This is a genomic window from Streptomyces sp. NPDC048255, assembly GCF_040652415.1.
In the GTDB taxonomy this organism is placed as follows: domain Bacteria; phylum Actinomycetota; class Actinomycetes; order Streptomycetales; family Streptomycetaceae; genus Streptomyces.
This window is the reverse complement of record NZ_JBEZMA010000056.1, coordinates 16,242-38,696: the sequence shown is the minus strand read 5'-3', so window position 1 is coordinate 38,696 and position 22,455 is coordinate 16,242. Positions and strand designations below refer to the sequence as shown.

General features: G+C 69.4%; 17 protein-coding genes. 10 read left to right on the top strand and 7 right to left on the bottom strand.

Features of this window, described 5'->3' with window-relative positions:
- Positions 1 to 130 precede the first annotated feature (130 nt).
- Positions 131 to 619 (top strand): hypothetical protein, encoded by a 489-nt coding sequence (locus AB0D94_RS30710; RefSeq protein WP_362058426.1) that lies wholly within the window; start codon positions 131 to 133, stop codon positions 617 to 619.
- Between the two features lie 125 nt (positions 620 to 744).
- Here the strand turns inward: AB0D94_RS30710 and AB0D94_RS30705 are convergent, their stop codons facing one another.
- The gene (locus AB0D94_RS30705; RefSeq protein WP_362058423.1) at positions 745 to 2,136 is read right to left on the bottom strand and encodes a hypothetical protein; all 1,392 of its coding nucleotides are present in this window, start codon (positions 2,134 to 2,136) and stop codon (positions 745 to 747) included.
- A gap of 116 nt (positions 2,137 to 2,252) precedes the next feature.
- Positions 2,253 to 3,959 (bottom strand): thiamine pyrophosphate-binding protein, encoded by a 1,707-nt coding sequence (locus AB0D94_RS30700; protein WP_362058420.1) that lies wholly within the window; start codon positions 3,957 to 3,959, stop codon positions 2,253 to 2,255.
- Between the two features lie 504 nt (positions 3,960 to 4,463).
- Here AB0D94_RS30700 and AB0D94_RS30695 point away from each other — a divergent pair.
- On the top strand, positions 4,464 to 7,325 hold the full coding sequence (locus AB0D94_RS30695) for a peroxidase family protein (RefSeq protein WP_362058417.1): 2,862 nt from the start codon (positions 4,464 to 4,466) through the stop codon (positions 7,323 to 7,325).
- Between the two features lie 91 nt (positions 7,326 to 7,416).
- Here AB0D94_RS30695 and AB0D94_RS30690 read toward each other — a convergent pair whose 3' ends face one another.
- The gene (locus tag AB0D94_RS30690) at positions 7,417 to 7,623 is read right to left on the bottom strand and encodes a hypothetical protein (protein WP_362058414.1); all 207 of its coding nucleotides are present in this window, start codon (positions 7,621 to 7,623) and stop codon (positions 7,417 to 7,419) included.
- Between the two features lie 210 nt (positions 7,624 to 7,833).
- On the opposite strand from AB0D94_RS30690, the gene AB0D94_RS30685 reads away from it, so the two are divergent.
- The 4 genes from AB0D94_RS30685 to AB0D94_RS30670 all read left to right on the top strand — a co-directional run bounded on the left by AB0D94_RS30685 (position 7,834) and on the right by AB0D94_RS30670 (position 13,071).
- Complete coding sequence (locus tag AB0D94_RS30685) at positions 7,834 to 8,973, top strand: hypothetical protein (protein ID WP_362058411.1); 1,140 nt, start codon at positions 7,834 to 7,836, stop codon at positions 8,971 to 8,973.
- A 438-nt stretch (positions 8,974 to 9,411) separates the two neighbouring features.
- Entirely contained in the window at positions 9,412 to 9,834 is a 423-nt protein-coding gene (locus AB0D94_RS30680) for a hypothetical protein (protein WP_362058408.1), read from the top strand.
- 790 nt (positions 9,835 to 10,624) lie between these two features.
- Positions 10,625 to 11,773 (top strand): PLP-dependent cysteine synthase family protein, encoded by a 1,149-nt coding sequence (locus tag AB0D94_RS30675; protein ID WP_362058456.1) that lies wholly within the window; start codon positions 10,625 to 10,627, stop codon positions 11,771 to 11,773.
- Positions 11,773 to 13,071: an MFS transporter gene (locus AB0D94_RS30670; RefSeq protein ID WP_362058405.1), complete on the top strand. Its 1,299-nt coding sequence runs from the start codon at positions 11,773 to 11,775 to the stop codon at positions 13,069 to 13,071. Before AB0D94_RS30675 ends, AB0D94_RS30670 begins: the two co-directional genes overlap by 1 nt.
- 56 nt (positions 13,072 to 13,127) lie before the next feature.
- On the opposite strand, the gene AB0D94_RS30665 is transcribed toward AB0D94_RS30670, so the two are convergent.
- Positions 13,128 to 14,855, bottom strand: coding sequence for a BCCT family transporter (locus AB0D94_RS30665; protein WP_362058452.1), 1,728 nt, complete (start codon positions 14,853 to 14,855; stop codon positions 13,128 to 13,130).
- A gap of 386 nt (positions 14,856 to 15,241) precedes the next feature.
- Here AB0D94_RS30665 and AB0D94_RS30660 point away from each other — a divergent pair, with 386 nt between their 5' ends.
- Together AB0D94_RS30660 and thpD are read left to right on the top strand one after the other, a co-directional pair.
- Positions 15,242 to 15,616: an ectoine synthase gene (locus AB0D94_RS30660; RefSeq protein WP_362058397.1), complete on the top strand. Its 375-nt coding sequence runs from the start codon at positions 15,242 to 15,244 to the stop codon at positions 15,614 to 15,616.
- 149 nt (positions 15,617 to 15,765) lie between these two features.
- Positions 15,766 to 16,659: an ectoine hydroxylase gene (gene thpD / locus AB0D94_RS30655; RefSeq protein ID WP_362058394.1), complete on the top strand. Its 894-nt coding sequence runs from the start codon at positions 15,766 to 15,768 to the stop codon at positions 16,657 to 16,659.
- A gap of 71 nt (positions 16,660 to 16,730) precedes the next feature.
- Here thpD and AB0D94_RS30650 read toward each other — a convergent pair whose 3' ends face one another.
- The 3 genes from AB0D94_RS30650 to AB0D94_RS30640 all read right to left on the bottom strand — a co-directional run bounded on the left by AB0D94_RS30650 (position 16,731) and on the right by AB0D94_RS30640 (position 20,483).
- Positions 16,731 to 17,195 carry a nuclear transport factor 2 family protein gene (locus AB0D94_RS30650; protein WP_362058391.1) on the bottom strand — a complete coding sequence of 155 codons (465 nt, stop codon included), beginning with the start codon at positions 17,193 to 17,195 and terminating at the stop codon, positions 16,731 to 16,733.
- Between the two features lie 139 nt (positions 17,196 to 17,334).
- Positions 17,335 to 19,716, bottom strand: coding sequence for an ABC transporter permease (locus AB0D94_RS30645; protein ID WP_362058388.1), 2,382 nt, complete (start codon positions 19,714 to 19,716; stop codon positions 17,335 to 17,337).
- Positions 19,716 to 20,483 (bottom strand): ABC transporter ATP-binding protein, encoded by a 768-nt coding sequence (locus AB0D94_RS30640; RefSeq protein ID WP_362058385.1) that lies wholly within the window; start codon positions 20,481 to 20,483, stop codon positions 19,716 to 19,718. Before AB0D94_RS30640 ends, AB0D94_RS30645 begins: the two co-directional genes overlap by 1 nt.
- A 110-nt stretch (positions 20,484 to 20,593) precedes the next feature.
- On the opposite strand from AB0D94_RS30640, the gene AB0D94_RS30635 reads away from it, so the two are divergent.
- Both AB0D94_RS30635 and AB0D94_RS30630 read left to right on the top strand, forming a co-directional pair.
- Positions 20,594 to 21,814 (top strand): sensor domain-containing protein, encoded by a 1,221-nt coding sequence (locus AB0D94_RS30635; protein WP_362058383.1) that lies wholly within the window; start codon positions 20,594 to 20,596, stop codon positions 21,812 to 21,814.
- Positions 21,799 to 22,446: a response regulator transcription factor gene (locus AB0D94_RS30630; protein WP_362058380.1), complete on the top strand. Its 648-nt coding sequence runs from the start codon at positions 21,799 to 21,801 to the stop codon at positions 22,444 to 22,446. Before AB0D94_RS30635 ends, AB0D94_RS30630 begins: the two co-directional genes overlap by 16 nt.
- Positions 22,447 to 22,455: the final 9 nt, after the last annotated feature.

Sequence of the window (22,455 nt, the reverse complement as noted above, 5' to 3'; positions counted from 1 at the left end):
ACGACTTCGTCGTCCAGGCCTACAACCACGGTGCGCTGACCGGTTCTTCCTGCACCCGGTGGTCTCCGCAGGCCTATCTGAACCAGCGCCCCGTAGGACTGATGGTTCCGAACTGCCCTAAGGAGCAGTCATGCACACGTTCCCACGCTCGGCATCTCGCTGGGCGCGTCGCTTCACGGTGACCGCGACAGCGCTGGCCGTGGTGGGCCTCGGCGTCGCACCGTCGGCAACGGCGACGGCAGACGCGGCACCCGCCGGCGTACCCACACAGGTCCCATCCACACAGGTCCCGTCGACCCCGGCCAGTCTGGACAAGGCACCTGCAGGCCTCTATCTGTTCCAGTACACCTACCGGAACCATCTCAAGATCGGCGGCGGCAACTTCACCCTCGGCGGCAGGGTCTACGTGGTCGTCAAGTTCAACTCGGGCCGGATCAGATACGACGGCACGGTGACCGCGAAGACGAATTCGGGCGTCCCCGGCGGGGCCGTCTATCTGGAGACGAACATCTCCGCTCCCTGCGCCCCCGGGAACAACGGCTATGCCCGGGCCTACGACCACAGCACCGGGACGTGGTCGCCCAAACTGCCGGTGGCGATCTGCCAACGGATCGACTGAGGTTGACGGCGCCACACCGCAAGCGATCCCAGAATCCGTCCGGGACGGTGACCGTCCCGGACGGATTCGTTTTCGCGTCCGGAGATGCCCCGGAAGGCCTCGACCCCAACTCGCCGCTCGGGCTGTCACCCCGCCCCGTGCCAGTACTCGTCGTGCGTCCGGTGCGCCTCGGTCAGACCGTCGCGGAAGTACCGCTCGTAGTAGGCGTTCTCGAGGTGATGGGCCTGCAGCCACACGCCCGGCACGTGGATGGTGTCGCAGTGTGCGGGAAACCGCCCGTGAGTCTCGTAGATGTAGGTGCAGATGTCCCGCGTACACGCAATGACGTCGGCGGAGTAGTCGCTGGCCTCGTGCAGGTACTTGCTGCCGAAGTCCCCCCGGTAGATGCGCGCGAACAACCCCTCGTCGGAGTAGATGCCCGTCGGCCCGAACTTGCCCGCCACGACGGCGTCGACCGCCTCGCCCATGCTGCCGTAGTTGGGCGGACACATCGCCTTGATGAGGTGTTCACCGTTGTGCCGCAGGCCGACGGTGGTCGCCCGCAGGGTTGCGTAGCGCGGGAGCGGCACCTGCCAACGCAGCAGGTCCGCCGGTCTCCACCTTGGGGTGGTCCAGTCGAAATCGAGCATGGGTCCGTAGGTGGGACGGAACTTCGGGTCGCCCAGCATGATCGACGGGGCGATCGAGGCGTGGATCCATGCGCCGAGACCCATGGCCTCGGCGGTGAGCATGAGGTTCTGCAGCAGCAGGTCGGCCTCGATCTGCGTACGCATGGCCCAGATGAAGCCCAGAGGCAGCTTGATGTCCTTGTTCAGGAATCCTGACTTGACCCATTTGCGCACGCCCGCCGAGCGGTAGAGGTTCCGGTCGTCGACGATCGCCGGGCGTGCCCCTTCGGGCTGGGTCAGCAGGTACATCAGCCCGTTGATGTACTGCCGTGACAGGTCCACTACAGGAAAGAGGATCGTGGTGCCCGGCAGGTTCGACAGGAACCGGTTCGAGTCGAGGTAGGCCGGGAAGTCCCTCTTCCCTTCCGGTACGTCGATGCGGTGGTCGAGCAGTTGCACCTTCGCCTCGGCGGCACGTGAGCAGAGGGTCTCCGCGTCGAACGCCGCCACCCGCCCGTCGGGTGGAGGGGGCAGGTTGCGCAGGAAATAGGTGCCGGTGTCGTTGATCAGGAAGAAGTGCGTGCCCTGGGCGTTGTCGGGACTGCCCGCGGTCCGGCCCGCCATGTGGAGGTTCGGCTTGGCCATGATGGGCTTGCCGTCGCGCGGGTCGGCGAAAGGGCGGTCCGGCATGGTGAGGCCGGAGCAGCCCGTGATGGCGATGAGTACGGCCTCTTCGAGCTCCGTCAGCGGGGCCCGTGGTTCGGTGGAGGTCCAGCTCATCGAACCGGCCTCGACCGAGCTGCCACGGCTGACACGGTGGGTGCGGCGATGCCAGATCGAGGTGAGCAGCGGACGATTCACCAGGACCTCGAACCCGGCACGGCTGTGGGCGTTCAGCGGGTCTTTCATACTGCTGTCCCTTCACGGCGCGGCCGAGCGAGCCGCTCTGCCCCGGCCTCCGTGCCCGCACCGTGCCGTTCGCCGTGGCGTGCCGCTCGCCGGGGAAGGAGCGGACACGGACGCTGTCAGCCGCGCAGGCGTGCCTCGATGGTTTCGACGAGGCCGGCGATGACGCCGTCGGGCGAGGGGCTGTAGTGGGGGACGGCCCATCGGGTGATCCTGGCGTCGATGAGGGAGGGCCGGCCGGAGGCGAGCGCTTCACGGAACGCCTTCTCGAACTCCTCCAGCGTCTCTACGCGGTAGCCGTCGGCGCCGCACGCCTGCGCGTACGCGGCGAAGTCGGGGTTCTGGAACTCGACGAGCGCCGTCTCCCCGTAGGTGACGAGCTGGAAGAGTTTGATCAGCTTGAACTCCTGGTCGTCGAAGATGATCCAGATGACGGGGATGTCGTTCTCGACGGCGGTCATCAGCTCGAAACCGGACAACGAGTAGCACCCGTCACCGCACCCGACGACGACGGTCCGGTCCGGGTGTGCGACCTTCATGCCGATCGCGCCGTTGACGTGGCCGGCCATCGGCCCGAAGGAGCCGACCTTGCGGAAGTTCTGCCCCTCCTCCAGCTCGACGTAGTAGCTGAGCCAGGCGAGGTGTGCTCCCGCGTCGGCGAGCAGAACAGCTCGTGGGGGCAGCATCCGGCCGATCGCCTGGGCCAGCTCCCCCGGGTGGATCTTTCCGGTCAGGTGCGTGATGTGCCGGGCTTCGTAGTCGCGTCCGTCCACGGCCACCGCCGGAACGTCACCGACCCTTTCGTCCAGCGCCTCGTGGAGAGCCGCCACCCCGAGGCGCGCATCGGAGAGCAGCGCGTAGTCGGGCCGGTACGCCTTGCGGAACTCGGTCTCCGAGATGTTCACATGGACGAGCACCTTGTTCTCGAAGAGGTCTTCGCGGTAGTTGAACGTGGCGTGCTGATTCAGGGAGTTGCCGACGCACAGCACGACGTCGGCCTCGCGGAACGCCTTCCACGCGCTGGAGTGTCCGCTGTCCGCAAAGACGCCGACCGACAGCGGGTGCCCCTCGGAGACGATGCCCTTGCCGTCCAACGTGGTGAGCAGGGGAATCTGGAACCGTTCGATGAAGCGCCGGACCTCCGCTCCCGCTCCGCTGCGGATCGCGCCGAATCCGACGAGCGCCACGATGCGTTTGCGCCGTGTGAGGGCGTCGGCCAGCATCGAGGCGATCTCCTCCACGCGTGCCGGGTCCGGGACGACCGGTGCTACGTCGAGCCGGATGTGCCGGAAGTCTGTCACCTCGACACCGCGGTGGGTGAGGTCCTCGGGAACGTGGATGTGCACCGGCCCGGGCCGCCCTTCGAAGGCGATGTTGACGGCTTCCTCGAGCACGTCGCACGTGTCGGCGGCGTCGGTGAGCAGGAAGGACTTCTTCGTCGTGGCGGCGAACATGGCCCGGGAGTCAGGCGTCCCGTTGAGGCCCGAGGTCTCGTTGAGGGAGCCCCATCCCTGCCACTCCCTGGAGGCGTATCCCGAGACCGCCAGGACGGGGTAGGAGTCGGACATCGCCACGGCCAGGCCGGAGAACAGGTTGAACGCACCGGGCCCGGCCGTCGCGAAACAGAAGCCCAATTGGTTCGTGTACATCGCGTGGCCGCACGCCATGAAGGACGCGCCCTGCTCGTTCCGCGTAATGATCGGCCGGATCTGCTGCGAATGCTTCAGCGCCAGCATCAGGCCGGCGGCGTTTTCTCCGGCACCGCCGAAAGCGGCGCGCACTCCGATGCCTTCCAGCCCTTTGACTATGGCTTCGTAGACCCTCATCGCCGTTCCCTCGTCCACTCCCCCGCGTTTTGTGTCGGCGAGTGCGGTGTCGACGCGGCACACGGTAAGGCCGTGTCGGCGCAGTCACTCATGACGGAGTTCCCTTGAACGTCCCCGGATGCCGGGTATGACGCGTCAGGCGAGGAGCTGTGTGAAGAAGTACGGGCACGCGCCGGACAGCTCTGCTGTGCGGTCTTCCGGAAACCAGTTTGCCAGTACTCGACGCATCCCGCTCCCGCACATGAAGTGCGCCGTACGGGTGACACGGCCGGCGGCGCTTCTCCCGGCGCCCGCGGAGATCCCTGCGGTGGGCCCCTACGTGGGCGCGAGCCGGATTCCACCCGTCTGCGTTGTTCCGCGCGACGCGGCCGTACCACTGCGTCAGGGTTGCCGTGTGTAACCAAGATGCCCGCGGACGCAGTCTCGGGCAGCCGCGCAGCGTCGCCTCGTCGTCCGGCAGCATCGCATCCGGACAGCAGGGTGCGCCTTGGTGAAGAGGCACACATGGACGAGATCAGGCAGTACGAGCACTACGTGGGCGGCAACCCGGAAGCGGAACGGCTCGTCTTCGAGCGGCTCGCCCGCGAGCTCATGCAGGTCCAGCTCAAGTCCAGGAAACGCAGTGGCGCGCCCGACATCGCACGGACGTTCCACGCCAAGGATGTCCTCGGCGTGGAGAACGCGCGGCTGACCTTCGTCGGCGACCTGCCCCCGGACCTGCGGACCGGCTTCGCCCAGCCCGGCGCCGAGTACCCCGTCACCGTGCGGCTCTCCAATGCGAACGGCGCGCGGCAGCCCGACCACGCGCCCGATCTGCGCGGCGCGGCCTTGCGCATCGCGGCGGGCGCCGACGAGGCGCACGACCTGCTCATGACGAGCCATCCGGTCTCGCATGCCAGGAACGCGCGCGAGTTCGTCGAATTCGCGAAGGCCATGGCGGGCGCCGACTCGACACCGCGGAAGGCTCTCGCGCTGTTCGTCACCCTGCCGCTCGCGGTCGGATGGTCCACGGCCGCACGCATGCGGCGCAACGTGCGTGCGGGTACGAGCCGCACGGTGCCCAGCCTGGCGCTGGAGACCTACTGGAGCCGCGGCGCCATCCTGTGGGGTGACGCGGGGCCGGTGCGCTATCAGCTGGGCCCCACGGACGGCGCTCCGCCGGCCCCGGACCCCTCCGGCACTGATCCCGATTACCTGCACCACGAGCTCGCACAGCGGCTGGAGAAGGCAGATGTCGTCTTCGACCTGTACGTCCAGCGCTACCTCGATGCCCGCAGAACACCCATCGAGGACGGCGCAGCCGAGTGGAAGGAGGGGGACAGTCCTCTCGTGCGGGTGGCGACGCTGACGATCCCGCGCCAAGACATCGGCTCCGCCGAGGCTCGCGCCGCAGCGGCACGGGTTGATCAGCTCGCCTTCAACCCGTGGAACACGACGGAGGAGTTCCGGCCCCTCGGAAACCTCAACCGTGCGCGCAAGGTCGCCTACGAGGCCAGCAGCGCCCACCGCCTGGGCCACCGGTTCGCCGGCGTCGAGCCCCGGCGCAACGCCGTACTGGGCGTGCCGTTGCGCGCCGCCTTCCGCGGCCTCAACCGTTTCGTCCCCTGGCACCGGCTGCCCACACGCCTCGGTCTGCTGAACCTCGTGGCCTTTCGGCAGAAGCTGCGCCAGGACAACCTGATCGACACCGAGGTCCGCGAGGCTCCGCCCAGAGTCCAGCCCGTACCCGAGCCCATCGACGAGGACATGCGGCTCGCGCGGAGCTACGACGGCAGCTACAACGACCTGTCGGCGCCGAAGATGGGCGCGGTCGGGTCCGCCTTCGGCCGCAACCTCGCACCCGTCTACCAACCAGAGCTGTTCGACGTACCCAACCCGGTCACCGTCAGTCGGGAGCTGCTGCAGCGCGACGCCTTCATCCCGGCACGCTCCCTCAACATCCTGGCCGCCGCCTGGATCCAGTTCCAGGTGCACGACTGGGTCAACCACAAGCGCTACCCCACCGGTACGAAGTCCGTCGAGGTGCCGCTCCCTCCCGGTGTCACGTGGACGAACACTCCGGGCGGACGTCCCGAAAAGGTCATGCGCTTCGCCGAGAACGAGGGTCTGCAACCGGCCGACGGCAAGGGTCCGCCGACGCTCTTCGCCAATGCGGCGTCCCACTGGTGGGACGGCTCCGAGATCTACGGCGGCAACGAGGACACCGGAAAGTCGCTCCGCGAGCCGGGCGGCGGTGCCGCGCTGCGGCTGGAGGACGGCCACCTGCCGGCCGGGCCGGACGGCCTCCCGCTCACCGGCTTCGCGGAGAGCTGGTGGTACGGCCTGAGCGCCATGCAGACGCTCTTCGCCCGCGAGCACAACGCCGTGTGCGCAGCGCTGCGGCAGGAGTACCCGAGGTTGAGCGAGGACCGTGTCTACCACACGGCGCGACTGGTGGTCTCGGCTCTCATCGCGAAGATCCACACCGTGGAGTGGACTCCCGCGATCCTCGCCACCGAAGTGATCGACATCGGGCTGAAGACCAACTGGCAGGGGCCACCGAAGAAGTGGCTCGAACAGCTGGGACTGTGGCTCTTCGAGGCGCATTCACTGACCGGCATCCCCAAGACTCTGCCGGATCACCATGCCGCTCCGTACTCGCTCACCGAGGACTTCGTCACCGTCTACCGCATGCACCCGCTGCTCCCCGACGACTTCGAGATCGTGGACCACCGGCTCGGCCGGAGTCTGGACACCCTCGGCTTCAACGACGTCCAGGGCCCTGCTGCGGAAACCCTCATCCGCAAGACCGGTCTGGCCAATTCGCTGTACTCACTCGGCATCGCCCATCCCGGCGCGATCACCCTGCACAACTACCCCCGCGCCCTTCAGGCGTTCGAGCGGGACGGCGAGATCATCGACCTGTCCGTGGTCGACCTGGCGCGCACCCGGCGCCGCGGTGTACCGCGCTACAACGACTTCCGGGCGGGTCTGCACAAGCCGCGCGTGCGGCGGTTCGAGGATGTGTCTTCCGATGCGGAGACGGTCGCCCGCTTGAAGGAGGTCTACCGCGATGTCGACGAGATCGACACCATGGTCGGTCTCTTCGCCGAGAACCCACCCCACGGTTTCGGCTTCAGCGACACCGCCTTCCGCATCTTCATCCTGATGGCGACGCGCCGTCTGCAGAGCGATCGCTTCCTCACGGTCGACTACCGGCCCGAGGTGTACACCCCCTTGGGCATCGACTGGATCGAACGCAATGGCATGACCAGCGTCGTGGTGCGGCACTGCCCCGAGCTGGCGAGCCTCCTGCCACGCACAGCCAGCGCTTTCGCGCCTTGGCGCCTGGCTACGGCAAAAGGAGCCGAAGGCGGTCGCGGCTGAGAGGACGGAGATGCCAAGGAGGGCCGAGGGCCTTGTCCCGGGCTCCGGCCCGCCGCCCGGTCGATCCGAACCGGGTCCGCCCGCCCCCGGATCAGCTATGTTCCCGGGCCGCTTTGGCCACCGTCCGTGCGAGGCCCGCCAGACAGGTCAGCACCGCGGCGCCCACGGCAAGGGGGCCGGCCAGCCACGGGTGGACGACTGCGAGGCAGACGGCCGCGCCGGTGATCAGCAGGCCCACTGCCAAGGCCAGCAGGAGCAGGAGTGTGCGCAGCTCGCGGTGGTCGTCGTTCCTGGTCATGAGAGAGTCCTTTTCCTTCGGTTCGGGCACGCACGGCCCGGGCCCCGGGTGGGGACGGGCCGTCGGTGCGATGACCGGTCCGGCGTCATCTGCCGTGTGCGATCCGGTTCTTCGCCCATTGCAGCGGACCGATAGCACAGCGACCGGACAAAGGTCGGGGGTCTCCAAAAGAGGCCGGGCAGTGTCGGTGTGCGCCGATACGGTGCCGGGGTGAACAGCGCGAATGTGCCCAGCCGGGCGGACCAGCAGCTCATCGACCATGCCCGCGAACACGGTTTCGAGGTGACAGGACAGCAGTTGTCCGGGTGGCGGCATCACGGACTGCTCCTTGCGAACGCGCACGGCGGGGGTCTCGGCCGTGGTCTGGGGAGCACCTCACAGCCGGTGGCTGCCAGCTTCGCCCTGGTGCTCGCTCTCGCCCGGCTGTCGGGTCGTGGGAAGCGGCCGGCGGACCTGGCCCTGCTCCTGTTCGGCGAGGGCCTGCCGGTGCCGGTGCCGACGGTCCGCGCCGCCTTCCACGCCGCCGTCGACGCCATCGTCCTCCCCGGCGGTGCGGAGTCGGGCCAGGACCTCGAGGAGCAGCTGGACGCCGTCGACACCTACATCGCGTCCGGCGGCCAGGCTGCGGTCATGGTGCCCACGCGGGCGCGTCGGGTGGACGAGCAGATCGCCGCGTTCTTCCAGTCCGCCGGCGTTCCCTGGCCTCCTGCGGAACTCGCCCAGTGGGACGAGAATCCCGGCCCTGAGCGCATGACGCCGCAGGGCGCCACGCTGTTCGCCGCCGACGCCCTGCTCACGGGCAGCGCGCCCCTGCCGCGGATCGCCGCCCTGTTGCGGGGGATGACGCCAGGCCTGGACGTGAACCCGATCGCGTCCCTCGTGGAGACCACCGTGCGCGACGTCCCGGACTCCCCCGTCCTCGGCCCCGACGAGAGCTTGGCCACGTTGACCGGCGATGTCCGCCGCACCCTGCACGAGCTGGCGGCGACCGCTTCGCCGGTCGATCTCGCCGCCGCCTGGCGAGCCGCCCAGGACGTGCGGTCCTGGGCGTTGGACCTGTGCACCCGGGCGGAGGAGGAGCTCGCCGCCCAGGCGCCCGGCGACGCCACCATGGAATGGTGGGTCAGCAGGCAGCTGCCGGCCGGCATGTCGCTCCTTGAGGAACTGCGCACCCGGCGGGAAAGCCCGGCCGGTACGGCTCGGTCGGCCCTGGGACTGCTGTTCCAGCGCGAGCAATTCGCCGAGATCGACCGGCGCCAGCCCGGCTGCCAATGGGACCTCACACAGACGCCCGGGTTTCTGCCGCCACCCGCCCGTACCTTTCTCGCCCTGGCCGGCACAGCGATCTGAGCTGGGCTCGGCTGGCCGGGCCGCGGCGGTTCCGCTGCGGGTGCGTGCTCAACGGATCGTGGTACTCCGCGGGGACCGGCATCGACGGCGGCGCAGCGAGTTCCCCGTACACACACCCTACGAGGCCGGTGCCGATGGAACCGGGTCCTGAGGCCGAGGCTTGCAGTTCGACCTGCTCGACCAGTGACGCCTCACGACCGGCGGGCGCACAGGTGACGAGCCATGCGGCCGTGCGAGTCCCGGATCGGCGTGAGGTGCGTCACTTCTGTCGAGGTCTGGTTTCAGCCTGGATCCTTCGCTCCTGGTGCATCGGTGCAGGACCTGCCGTTTCGGCTGGCTGGTCGGTGGTGGTTCCCTCGCCGTAGGGAATGCCCATGGGCGTGGTGTTGGCGGCGGGTGCTGCATGGCGCGGGCACGGGGTGCCGTTAGGATCACGGCATGGTCACGGCCTGGTCGTCTTCCGGCATGCTGCGAACCCGCTCGTCGGCGGGTTCGCTGCGCGTGCTGTGGGTGGCCATGCTGGTGTTCACCTTCCTGTACACGCACGGCGCCAGCACCGAAGGTGTGACCGGCCACATCAACGCCACCGCCGCCTCCCCGGTAGCCGTGGCACATGCTCATGTGGCGGACGACGCGCCGCTGGATCTCCAGCACCACGGCGGTCACGGCACCTCGCACCCCGCTGAGCAGTGCGTGCCGGGCCAGCCGCAGCAAAGCCCCACCGTGGACGCACCCGCAGTGTGCGTGATCGTCCACGAGCGCACTTCCACCGTTGCGCTGACCGCGGTCGGCTTCTGGGATGCCGCGCCCGTTGCGTCGCTGCCGGCTGCTTCGGCGAGAGCGACAGTTCTGCAGATCTAGGACCCGGCGACTCGTCGTCGGCCATCTCGCCCCTCCCGCCTGACACTTGCGGGGCAGTCGCATGCGGCTGTGAGGGTTCGAAGGCCGTCGCGTCGCCGCCGTCGTCCCCCTCGCGCAGTCGCCCCTCAGGCGCGCCGAGCGATGCCCGCGGCCACACCCCCCTGAGCCCGGCTGCCCTGCTCGTCGTTCGTGTGCCTCGTGGTGACACGACGGCCGCCTGCGGAGGAACTCTTGCCCTCGCCTTCCCTTATTCGCCCGGCCCTCGCCGGCGCGCCGGCGCAGCGCCGCCTGCTCGCTGTGGTCCTGGGCGCACTGTTGCTGGTCGGCGCACTCGGATGCACCCTGTGGCTGCACGAGGGCGCCCACGCGGCCACTGCCCAGGCCCGCTCGGGCAGCGGCGTTCCCACAGCAGCTGCGGCCGAGCGGGCTGCCTTCCCGCCCGTCGGCCACTCCTGCTCGCCGGCCGGGGACACCACCGAACTCGCCGCCCAGCGGCAGCAGTCGCGTAGCGCTGCGCCGTCAGGCGCGCCGCGTGCCACTGAGACGGCGACGCGCCCTACCGCGACTGATGTGGTCCTCCGGCCCGCTGCCTCCAGGGCCCGAAGATCCGGCCCGAGCCGTTTCACGTTGTGCATCACGTGCCGGTGGCGGACGTAGGCCGTGCCCCCGAGCCGCAGCATGCCGCGGCCGCCGCTCCTACCTCACCCAGCAATCAGGCTGGAGGGGATGGGCGGCGTGCGAGAGATCAGCACCCGACGCGCCATCCACCGAAAAGATGAGAGCCGATCTGATGCACTCTCCCCGTACGCACACCACCCGAGGGACCAAGCCCGGCCACGCCGCCTTGTCCCAACTGGTCGGCAACACCCCCCTCCTGCACGTGAGTGAGCCGTTCGCCCCGGCAGGGCGGGGCTTCTGGGCGAAGCTGGAAGGCTTCAACCCTGGCGGCATCAAGGACCGGCCCGGCCTGCACATGGTCGAACGCGCCCGCGCACGGGGCGACCTGAAGCCTGGCGCGCGGATCATCGAATCCACCAGCGGCACCCTGGGCCTCGGCCTGGCTCTCGCCGGCATGGTCCACGGCCATCCCGTCACCTTGGTCACCGACCCGGGCCTGGAGACGTCCATGACCCGCCTGTTGACCGCCTACGGCGCGCAGGTCAACGTCGTGTCCGAGCCCCACCCCACGGGTGGCTGGCAGCAGGCCCGCCGTGACCGCGTCACCCGGCTGATGGACCAGCACCCCGATGCGTGGTGCCCCGACCAGTACAACAACCCCGACAACACCTCGGCGTACACCCCGCTCGCCCTGGAACTGGCCGCCGACCTCGGCCACATCGACGTCCTGGTGTGCAGCGTCGGCACCGGCGGGCACTCGGCCGGGATCTCCCGAGTCCTCCAACAGCTCTACCCCGAACTCAGGCTCGTGGGCGTGGACACCATCGGCTCCACCATCTTCGGCCAGCCCGCCCGGCCCCGCCTGATGCGCGGGCTCGGCTCCAGCATCTACCCGCGCAACGTCGCCTACGACAACTTCGCCGAGGTGCACTGGGTCGCCCCCGCAGAGGCGGTGTGGGCCTGCCGGCAGCTGGCCACCTCCCACTACGCCACCGGCGGGTGGAGCGTCGGCGCGGTCGCCCTGGTCGCCGGATGGGTCGCCCGTACCCTGCCCGCAGACACCCGGATCGCGGCGGTCTTCCCCGACGGGCCCCAACGCTACCTCGGCACGGTCTACGACGACGACTACTGCGCCGCCCACGGGCTGCTCGGCTCCCCGCCCGCTCCCGAACCCGAGGTGATCGGCCGCCTGGACGAGAAGGAAGTCACCCACTGGACACGCTGTACTGCCGTGACCGACCCGCTCACCCTGGGCGCCGATGCCCAGCACACGAAAGCAGCCGAGCCGCCTGTGGAGGCAGACTCCAAGGGGCGGGTCTGATGAAGGACACTCTCGCGCAGGTCCGTTCGTACCCGGTCAGCGTCCAGCTGTTGATGGTGAACCAGTTCACCATCAACCTCGGCTTCTACATGCTGATGCCGTACCTGGCCACGCACCTGGCCGGACCCCTCGGCCTGGCCGGATGGACGGTCGGGCTCATCCTCGGCGTACGCAACTTCAGCCAGCAGGGCATGTTCCTGATCGGCGGGGCGCTTGCCGACCGGTTCGGCTACAAGCCCATGATCACCGCCGGGCTGGTGCTGCGCATCGCAGGCTTCGCGACCCTCGGGCTGGTCGACTCCGTGCCCGCACTGATCGCCGCCTCCGCCGCGACAGGGCTGGCCGGGGCCCTGTTCAACCCGGCCACCCGTGCCTACCTGGCCGCGGACGCCGGTGAACGCCGGGTGGAGGCCTTCGCCCTGTTCAACGTCTTCTACCAGGCCGGCATCCTGCTCGGCCCGCTGGTGGGCATGGTGCTGACCGGCATCGGCTTCCGCGTGACCTGCCTGGCGGCAGCCGGGATCTTCGCCCTCCTGAGCATCGTGCAGATCCGGGCCCTGCCCTCCCGCCGGGGCGACGACGCGAAGGGCCAGGAGAGCGGCAGGCCGGAGCGGGTGCTCAGCCAATGGCGCGGCATCCTGGCCAATCGGCCGTTCCTGCTGTTCTCGTTCGCCATGATCGGCTCGTACGTCATGTCGTTCCAGGTGTACCTCGCCCTGCCGCTGGAAGTACGGCGCATGGGCGGCGAAGGCGACTTCGCCACCACGGCGGTGGCACTGCTGTTCGTCGTGTCCGGACTGAGTACCATCCTCGGCCAGACCAAGATCACCACCTGGTGCAAGGGCCGCCGCATGCGGCCCGGCCGCGCGCTGACCTGGGGCCTGCTGATCATGGGAGCCGCGTTCCTGCCCCTACTGCTCGCCACCGCGGTACCCGTACCTGGGGGCGGGATCGGGCTGTGGCTGCTCGCGGCCGTACCGCCTGCGCTGTCCGCGCTGCTCCTGGCCCTGGGCACGATGATCGCCTACCCCTTCGAGATGGACACCATCGTCCGCCTCTCCGGCGACCGGCTCGTCGCCACGCACTACGGCCTGTACAACACCATCTGCGGCATCGGCATCACGCTGGGCAACCTCCTCACCGGCGCCGCACTGGACGCCGCCCGCGCGGCCGGGGTGTCCGCCCTGCCGTGGATCGCCCTGACACTCCTGGGCCTGGCCTGCGCCGCAGCCCTCCACCGGCTTGACCGCACCGGCCGCCTCACCACCCCGACACAGCCCGTGCCCGCCACTACCTGACACACGAACCGACAGGTGCGGGGGCGGCCGGCGTCCGCCCCCGCACCCTGTGCCCGTCAGGAGGCCGGGGGCGGGGCTCCCGGGTCTTTGCGGTCGCGGTCGTCCTTCGTTTCCCCGGGTGCCTCGCCCTTCGCCGGGCCGATGCGGATCTCGAACTCGCCCGCGTACTTCTCGTGGCCCGCGATCACGGCTTCCTCCATCGCCTCCTCGGCGAGTTCGCCGCGGACGATCAGCGGGTCCTGGCGGAGGTCCCGCAAGAGGGCCCAGCACATGCCGATCATCACCAGGACGAACGGGGCCGCGACGAGGATCGTCAAGTGTTGCAGGCCCGCGAGGGCGTCGCCCTTGCCCTCGCCGACGAGCAGCATCACGGCCGCCACGCCACCGGTCACCACGCCCCAGAAGACGACGATGAACCGGGCGGGTTCGAAGGTGCCCCTCTGGGAGAGGGTGCCCATCACGATCGACGCCGCGTCGGCGCCGGATACGAAGAAGATGCCGACCAGGACCATCACGAGCAGGCTCATCACGCCGGCGATCGGGAACTCCTGGAGCACGCCGAAGAGCTGCGCCTCGGGGGTGGTCGCGTCGCCGAGTCTTCCCTGCTCCTTCAGGCGCATGGCCGTACCGCCGAAGACGGCGAACCAGACCAGGCTCACGGTGCTGGGCACCAGGATGACGCCGCCGACGAACTGACGGATCGTGCGGCCCCGGCTGATGCGGGCGATGAACATGCCGACGAACGGCGTCCAGGAGATCCACCAGGCCCAGTAGAAGACCGTCCAGCTGCTCAGCCAGTCGGCGACGTCACCGCTGCCGCCGGTGGACGCCTCGGTGCGACCGATCAGCTGGGGCAGCTCGTCGAAGTACGCGGCGAGAGAGGTGGGGATCAGGTCGAGGACCAGGATGGTGGGGCCGACGACGAACACGAAGGCCGCGAGGATGATGGCCAGCACCATGTTGATGTTGGAGAGCCACTGGATGCCCTTCTCCACGCCGGAGACGGCGGAGAAGACGAAGCAGACGGTCAGCACGCCGATGATGGCGACGAGCAGCCCCGTCCCGGCCTTGCTCAGCCAGCCCACCTCGTGCATGCCGCTGCCGATCTGGAGCGCGCCGAGTCCCAGGGACGTGGCGGAGCCGAACAGCGTCGCGAAGATCGCCAGGATGTCGATCACCCGGCCGGGTGCGCCCTCGGCGCGCTTCTTCCCAAGGAGCGGGACGAAGACGGCGCTGATCGTCTGCCGCCTGCGGCGCCGGAAGGTGCTGTACGCGATGGCCAGGCCGACCACCGCGTAGATGGCCCACGGGTGCAGCGTCCAGTGGAAGAGCGTGGTGGCGAGCGCCGTCTGCATGGCGTCCGCCGAGTCGGCGGGGTCGGTGCCCGGCGGCGGAGTGGTGTAGTGCGCGAGGGGTTCGCTGACGCCGTAGAACATCAGGCCGATGCCCATGCCGGCGCTGAACATCATGGCGACCCAGGAGACGGTGCTGAACTCCGGCTTCTCGTGCTCCTGACCCAGCTCGATCCGTCCGTACCGGCTGATGGCGAGCCAGAGCGCGAAGACGACGAAACCCGAGGCGACCAGGACGAACGCCCAGCCGCCGTTGTGCATCAGGCCGTTCAGCATCGTGTCGGAGACGCTCTCCAGCGCGCTGGTGGCCGTGGCGCCCCAGATCACGAAGCCCAGGGTCAGCACGGCCGTCACGCCGAAGACGACCCGGTCGGTGACGGGCGCCTTGTCCTCGTGCGGGTGGCGGCCGGGCAGGGCCGCCTTCACGGGCAGCCGCAGCCTTTGCCCCCGTTTACGTTGCTCCTGAGACACAGGCGGCACCTTTCGCGATCATGGCCCGATTTGGCTCCTGATATGCCGTACCACGGCGCGCACGCCTCTCCCGGTATCAACAGGCATCGATCGGGCGCCCCCCTGTGACGTGATAGGCCGCACGGGTGTCGAGGAGCAGCGGCACGAGAGCTCGCTGCAACTGCCGCCGCGCTACGAAGGCCCGGACCCCCGGTGGGGCGCGGGGCGAACAGGTTCTTCCGTGAGGCCGTACGGGCGGAGCTCATCGGGGTCGGTTGGCGCCGGCCCGCGCGGCGCGTACATCTGATGGTCAACAGGTGCGCCCAGGGCGACGCGGGACCGGGCGCAAGTCACCGCAGGAGGTCGAAGTGATCATTCGTGACCTGGATGGCGTGCCGGCCGTGGACTGGGGCAACGGCATGAGCCGGCGGTTCTTGGTCGCCATGGACGGTCTGGGCTACAGCGTCACCGACACCATCGTCCGGGCGGGCACGAAGTCACGTCTGGAGTACCGCAACCATGTGGAGACCTGCTACTGCATCGCGGGCTCCGGCGAGGTGATCGAGGCGGACGGAACCGCCCACCCCCTCACGCCCGGCCGCCTGTACTGCCTGGACCAGCACGAGGCGCACTACCTGGTGGCCTCGCCCCACGAGGACCTCAGGCTCGTGTGTGTCTTCGTGCCGGCGCTGCACGGCGATGAGGCACACCGCCTGGACCCGGACGCCGCCTCTTCCTACTGAACGGGCCGGGGTACAAGTGCCATCGCGCTTTGATACCGGGCTGGGTCGGAGCGTTGTGACGGCACCGAATCGAAGGAGCAGGAGGAAAGGTGGACAGGTGGAGAGGTGGACAGGTGGACAGGTGGAGAGGTCGACAGGTGGACGGCACGATGACAGCCACGGGCATTGACAGGTATCCGACCCGCGGTCGAGCGGAGACAGTCATTCCGCGGGCCGATCCCGTGGTGTGGGCCGAGACCGCAGCGGCCGGTCCGCTGGACGCCACGGAGATCACCGCGTTCGAGCGCGACGGCTTCCTGGCGTACGACGACCTCCTGACCGCCGGCGAGGTCGGCCACTACCGCAGCGAACTGCACCGGCTCACCTCACACCGCCCCGGTGCCGACGAGCGGTGGATCACCGAACCGGGGTCGCAGGACGTCAAGAGCGTGTTCGAGGTCCACAAGATCAGCGAGGTGTTCGCCCGTCTGGCCGCCGACCCCCGCCTGGTCGGACGGGCATGCCAGATCCTCGGTACGGACGTCTACATCCACCAGTCGCGCATCAACGTCAAACGCGGCTTCGGCGCCAGCGGCTTCTACTGGCACTCCGATTTCGAGACCTGGCACGCAGAGGACGGCCTGCCCGCCATGCGCACCGTTTCCTTCTCGATCGCGCTCACCGACAACGACGCGACCAACGGCTCGCTGATGCTCGTCCCCGGATCGCACCAGACGTTCGTGGGCTGCGCGGGAGCCACCCCGAACGACAACTACCGCACCTCACTGCAGATGCAGGAAGCCGGAACACCCTCCGAAGGAGCCCTGACCCGCCTCTGCGACAGCCGCGCCATCCACCTGTGCACCGGCAGAGCCGGCTCCGCGATCCTCTTCGACTGCAACACCATGCATGGCAGCGGCGACAACATCACCCCCTCCCCCAGAAGCAACGTCTTCATCGTCTACAACAGCATCGACAACACCCTCACCGAACCCTTCGCCGCCCCCGCCCGTCGCCCCACCTTCCTCGCCGCACACGACTTCACCCCCCTGCCGTACCCCTGACTGGGCCCGCGTCCGCCCCTCCGCGACAGGAGGCTCCCTTCGAGGTCCGCCGGCCGCGCCGCCCTCACCCCTCACGGAGCGCAGGCCTCGGCGATCGACAGGCTGTTCTCGTAGAGGTGGTGCCGGGTGATCCGGCCGTTCTCGACGGTGAGGCGCAGGGCGAATGGGCCCGCGAAGGTCTTTCCCGTCGCGCGTACGGTCCCCGACACGTGCCCCATCAGGACGGCGTCGGTGCCGTCGACGAGAAAGGTGTCGACGGAGGCGTGCGCGTCCTCGGGCACGGTGTACTCCATCAGCTCCGTGAACTGGGCCGCGCATTCGGCGGCGGTGGACCGCGGGCGGATCCACGGGACGGCGGGGTTCTCGGCGAGCAGCCAGTCGACCTCGTCCGCGAAGAGCGCGACGAGCCGCCCGGTGTCCCCGGCCATCCGGGCGGCAAGGAACTCCTGCACGACGTTCCGGGTGGCCTCGGCCTCGGCGACGGAACTCGCGGTGGTGGCTGAACTTGCCGTGATGACAGGTGACTTGGCGGACATGTTCGCTCTCCTCGTGGTTGCGGTCGGATCCCGGCGTGGTGTTCGTCGATGTGCTTGATGCTGCCGGAGAAGGGCAGAACGGTCGATTACCCCAGGAGTAATGTCCCCGACCCCTGGCTGTGTGGCGCAGGCTGCCCTCCTACGCTGCCTCCCGCTGCATGGTCCGCCAGGTGACGACCACGCTCTCCGCAACTGCCAGCACGAGGGAGCCGAGGATCACCGCGGCGATGGTGGACAGGTTCAGGTGCAGGCCGATGTCCGTGGAGGTCGCCTGGGACAGTCCGGACGCCATGCCGGCCAGCGGGCCCAAGGTCACCAGGAGGCCGAGTGCCGCGCCGACGGCCACGACGAGGGTGGTCTCGGCAGCGGAGAACAGAAGTAGCTGCCGTGTCGTGCCGCCGGCCGACTTCATCACGGCGAAGTCGCGGCGCCGGCCGTGCGCGGTCATGGCCATGCTGTTGGCCACGGCGATCCCGCTGTAGCCGACGGCGATGACGATCAGCATGACCGCGAGGCTGTCCGTCAGCTTCGAGTCGGTGGCGTAGTCGTCGAGCGCGTACTGCACTGCGTCGTGCACGGCCGTGCCGGGAACGACCGAGGTGGGTTGCGACTCCGCCGGGACGAAGATGTCGTCGGTGAGCGCGGCCGGGTCGTGTTCGCGCACCAGCCCACGGGACATCACGAAGTCGCCCCGGGCCGGGTCGTTCGGCAGGACCTGGGCGATGCGCAGCTTCACCGTGGCACCGTCGGCGAACCTCACCGCGTACTCGTCACCGGCCTTCACGCCGAGGAGGTCCGCCATGTTCTCGCCGAGCACCGCCTGGCCCGGCTTGTTCCAGCGCTCATCGCGCGAACCGAGCGCGTCGATGACGGTGAGCGTGCCGTCCTTGTCGCGGACGAAGGCCCGCGTCGGCAGCGAGGCCTTGCCCACCGGGTTGGCGGCGACCACCTCGTCGGTGTTCCCCGGGGTCTTGTCCGGCGTCACGATCACCTGTCCCGTGAGCTCGAGCGCGTCGCCCGCCGGGTACGCCACACGCATCGTCTCCACCATGCCGCTGAGCAGGACGGCGAATCCGACAGCCGCGATCACCGGGGCCGCGAGTGACGCTGCCCGGCGCGAGTCGGCGCGCAGCTCCGCCCGTACGAGGAGCGGGGCGGCCGAACCGAGACGCTTGAAGGGCGAGGTGAGCGCCCGTCCGACGGGGCCGACGCACACCGGGGCGAGTAGCGCCGCCGCCACGATGAGCACCATCGTCGCGAAGATCGCCATGTTGATCCGCGTGTCGGCACCGACAGTGGCGGTGGCGATCGCGAGCACCACACCGAGGCCGAGCACGGTCAGGCCGCCGGCCCAACGGGCGCGGCTCATCACCCGGCTGTTCGCCCTGCTGTCCAGCAGTGCCTCGACCGGCGCCACCCGGGCGGCCATCCGGCCGGCCGACCACGCCCCCAGGACGCTGACGCCGACACCGATCGCGGCGGCCGTGAACAGCGGCCACATCGCCACCCGCACGTCGAGTTCCGGCGGCGTCACCTCGAGCCCTTGCAGGATGTCGCGCAGCAGCGGCGCGGCCCCGATGCCCACCAGGCAGCCTGCCAGCGAGCCCAGCAGGCCGATGAGGCCCGCCTCGCCCAGAACGATCCGGCGCACCTGACGCGGAGACGCACCGATCATCCTCAGCAGGCCGATCTCCCGCCGTCGCAGCCCGGTCGCCAGGACCAGCATGGACGCGACCACGAAGACGGTCGTGAACAGGCCGAGCGTCGCCATGGCTCCGATGAGCTGCGTACCGAGGAACCGCTTGTGTTCCACGTACGCCGGCTGGAGCGTGGACCGGCCGTCGCCGGAGACCACGGTGCCTTCGTCGCCGACGACTCTCTCGGCCGCTTTCTTGATGTCGCCGGGGGACGCGCCCTTGTCGGCGAGGATCGCGATGGCACCGATGCCCGGCTGCTGCCGCGTGGCGAAGTCGTCAGTGAAGTAGTAGCCCGGTCCGTCCACGGTGCCGACCACGCGGAACTCGGTACGTCCGGCAGTGATGTTCACCGTGAGGGTCGTGCCCGCAGGCACTCCGAGCGCCCGGTCCACCACGACCTCGTCGGCCGCGGCCGGTGCCCGTCCGGTGACGAGCTCGTACGGCGCGAGCCGTGCGCTCGACCAGCCGTGCCCCGCCACCAGGGCTCCTTCGTCCTCGACCGGCTTGCCGTCGAGGAACGCCTGCGCGTAGAACGAGCGGTCCAGCACCACGGAGGCCACGCCCGGTACCGCGCCCAGCTTGTCGATGAGCGGCTGGGCCTCGTCGCGGCTCCACGGCACCCTGTCTTCCGGGGTCTTGTCCTGGTCGGCCGCCTGGTCGGGGAGGGCGATCGCGGACGCGGCCGACAGCCGGGACTGGACCTCGGGGCGGGAGGAGTCGTAAATGATCAAGGTGGTGGTGATGAGCGCCACGCCGACCAGTACCGCGACGAAGGCCGCAAGAAAGCTGGTCCAGCGTTCACGGACGTTCGCGAAGACCAGCATCACGCCTCCAGGCTCGCCATGTGCGCCGCGATCGAGGCCGCGTTGCGGCCGTCGGAGTCGCGGCTGAGACCGATCCGGTCCGCGATGCGGCCGTCCTTGAGGAACACGACCACATCGGCGACCGCGGCGGCCACCGGGTCGTGAGTGACCATGAGGGTGGTCTGCCCCTCCTTCTCGACCAGCAGGCGCATCATCTGCAGCACCTCACGCGAGGTGGTCGTGTCCAGGGCACCGGTGGGCTCGTCCGCGAACAGCACGTCGGGCCGGGTCACCAGGGCGCGGGCGAGCGCGACGCGCTGCTGCTGGCCACCGGACAGCTCGCTGGGCCGATGCCCGGCCCGCTCCGCCAGCCCGACGGCGGCGAGCGCGGCGTCGACCTGCTCCCGGCTGACCCGGCGCCCGGCGAAACGCGACGGGAGCTCCACGTTCTGCGCCGCGGTCAGCGATTCGACGAGGTTGAAGGCCTGGAACACGAAGCCGATCCGGTCGCGCCGCAGTTTGGTGCGCTCCCTCTCGTTCTGCCGGCCGATGTCGACGCCGGCCAGCACCACCCGCCCCTCGGTGGGCCGGTCCAGGCCGGCCGCACACTGCAGCAGCGTGGATTTCCCGGAGCCGGACGGCCCCATGATGGCGGTGAACGTCCCGCGGGGAAAGCCGATGGAAACGCCGTCCAGCGCGGCGACCGAGCGGTCGCCGGCCCCGTAGGTCTTCCGGACCGTCTGCAACTGAACCGCATCCGATGCGGGTGACTGCCTTGTAGTGGTCATGGGGTCGATCTCAGCTGAGTGACCCGGTGTCCCACATTGATCTGCGCTCTACTTCGCTGGTAGAGCTAGCTCTACTGCGGTGAAGCAGTCGCCTGACATACCGTTGCCCCATGCTTCCCAGAACGGCTTGGCAGGCGATGGCTCAGCGTCCGCTGAGCTTCTTGACCTCCACGTGGCCATGGCGGTCACTGGCGTACCTGGCCACCGGTGTCGTGGTCGGCGCGGCCGCCGTGGCGGTGTTCGTGACCGGGCTCGTGGCCGGGCTGATCCTGCTGGTGGTCCTGCTCGGCGTGGCACCCCTCGTCGGCGTCGTCCTGTCCTCGATCACCGTGGCGACAGTCGAGCGGCGCCGACTGCGTCTCGTAGACCTCGACGAGATGCCGGACCCGCACCGGCGGCCGGAGGAGCCCGGTTTCCGGGCTTGGGTGTCGACCCGCCTGACCGAACAGGTCACTTGGCGGGAACTGCTCTTCACGCTCATCTCCGCGGCGGCGTTGTGGTGGCTGGACCTGCTGGTGCTCGCCTTCTCCTTCGGTTTGCCCGCGCTGACCTTCGAGGCGGTCGACAGCACCACCTGGCCTTGGGCGGTCTTCGGCGCCATCGTCCTGCTGGCCTCGCCGTACACCGTGACCTCGTGGGCCGGTGCGCGCGCCGCGCTCGCCCGGACCTTGCTCGCCCCACGTGACGAGGAGCTCGGGGAGTCGCTGCACGAGGTGCACGCGTCGCGGGTACGGCTCATCGACTCCTTCGACGCAGAGCGCGTACGCATCGAGCGCGACCTGCACGACGGCGCGCAACAGCGGTTGGTCTCGCTCGGGATGGCGCTCGGCCTGATGCGTCTGGACATCCCCGAAGGGTCCCCGCTCGCCGACCGGCTCACCGAGGCCGAGACCCAGCTCGCGACCGCTCACCAGGAACTACGGAGTCTGATCCGAGGGCTCAATCCCCCGGTGCTCGCGGACCACGGCCTGGTCGCCGCGGTCCAGGACCATGCGAGCCGTTTCCCCGTCCCGGTCACCGTCGATCTCCAGCTGCCGGGAAGGCTCCCCCGGCAGCTGGAGACCAGCGTGTACTACCTGATCAACGAGGCAATGACGAACATCGCGCGACACAGCGGCGCCCGGAGCGCAAAAGTGCACGGCCGCCACCACTCCGACCTGTTGGTCCTCGAGATCACGGACGACGGACACGGCGGCGCCGATCCGGCCGCCGGAACCGGTCTGACCGGGCTCGCCGACCGGCTCACCGCCTTGGACGGCCGCATGCGCGTATCGAGTCCGACCGGCGGTCCGACTCTTCTCCACGTGGAGATCCCGTGCCACTTCGCGTGATCCTCGCAGAAGACGCGGTCCTGTTGCGCGAAGGGCTGGTCGGCCTGTTGCAGCGGTTCGGCCACGAGACGCTCGCCGTGGTCGGCGACGCGGACGCACTCGTCGAGGCCGTCCACCGGGACAGGCCGGACCTGGTGATCACGGACGTACGGATGCCGCCCTCGAACGGGGACGACGGGCTGCGTGCGGCCGTCGCCCTGCGGGAGACGTACGCAGGGCTGCCGGTGCTCGTCCTGAGTCAGTACGTCGAGCGGTCGTACGCCCTGCAGCTGCTCGATTCGTGCAACGGCGCCGCGGTGGGCTACCTGCTGAAGGAACGAGTCGGTGCGGTCGCCGACTTCATGGCGGCGCTCGACCGCGTCGCCGCCGGCGGGACCGTGGTGGACCCTGAGGTGATCCACCAGCTCGTCAAGCTCCACCCCGATCCGCTGGGGCGGCTCAGCGCCCGCGAGAAGGAGGTGCTGAGCCTGATGGCGGAAGGACGGTCCAACGCGAACCTGGCGGCGCACTTGTTCCTCAGCGAAGCCGCCATCAACAAACACATCGGCAGCATCTTCAACAAACTCGATCTGCCGGTGTACACGGACGGACACCGCCGGGTCCTGGCGGTACTGGCGTTCCTCAGAGCCTGATGCCGTGCC

What these genes read in the sequence shown, in the direction of transcription:
- AB0D94_RS30710 (WP_362058426.1), top strand. Translation starts at nt 131, where the DNA reads ATGCACACGTTCCCACGCTCGGCATCTCGCTGGGCGCGTCGCTTCACG.
- AB0D94_RS30705 (WP_362058423.1), bottom strand. Translation starts at nt 2,136, where the DNA reads ATGAAAGACCCGCTGAACGCCCACAGCCGTGCCGGGTTCGAGGTCCTG.
- AB0D94_RS30700 (WP_362058420.1), bottom strand. Translation starts at nt 3,959, where the DNA reads ATGAGGGTCTACGAAGCCATAGTCAAAGGGCTGGAAGGCATCGGAGTG.
- AB0D94_RS30695 (WP_362058417.1), top strand. Translation starts at nt 4,464, where the DNA reads ATGGACGAGATCAGGCAGTACGAGCACTACGTGGGCGGCAACCCGGAA.
- AB0D94_RS30690 (WP_362058414.1), bottom strand. Translation starts at nt 7,623, where the DNA reads ATGACCAGGAACGACGACCACCGCGAGCTGCGCACACTCCTGCTCCTG.
- AB0D94_RS30680 (WP_362058408.1), top strand. Translation starts at nt 9,412, where the DNA reads ATGGTCACGGCCTGGTCGTCTTCCGGCATGCTGCGAACCCGCTCGTCG.
- AB0D94_RS30675 (WP_362058456.1), top strand. Translation starts at nt 10,625, where the DNA reads ATGCACTCTCCCCGTACGCACACCACCCGAGGGACCAAGCCCGGCCAC.
- AB0D94_RS30670 (WP_362058405.1), top strand. Translation starts at nt 11,773, where the DNA reads ATGAAGGACACTCTCGCGCAGGTCCGTTCGTACCCGGTCAGCGTCCAG.
- thpD (WP_362058394.1), top strand. Translation starts at nt 15,766, where the DNA reads ATGACAGCCACGGGCATTGACAGGTATCCGACCCGCGGTCGAGCGGAG.
- AB0D94_RS30650 (WP_362058391.1), bottom strand. Translation starts at nt 17,195, where the DNA reads ATGTCCGCCAAGTCACCTGTCATCACGGCAAGTTCAGCCACCACCGCG.
- AB0D94_RS30645 (WP_362058388.1), bottom strand. Translation starts at nt 19,716, where the DNA reads ATGCTGGTCTTCGCGAACGTCCGTGAACGCTGGACCAGCTTTCTTGCG.
- AB0D94_RS30640 (WP_362058385.1), bottom strand. Translation starts at nt 20,483, where the DNA reads ATGACCACTACAAGGCAGTCACCCGCATCGGATGCGGTTCAGTTGCAG.
- AB0D94_RS30635 (WP_362058383.1), top strand. Translation starts at nt 20,594, where the DNA reads ATGCTTCCCAGAACGGCTTGGCAGGCGATGGCTCAGCGTCCGCTGAGC.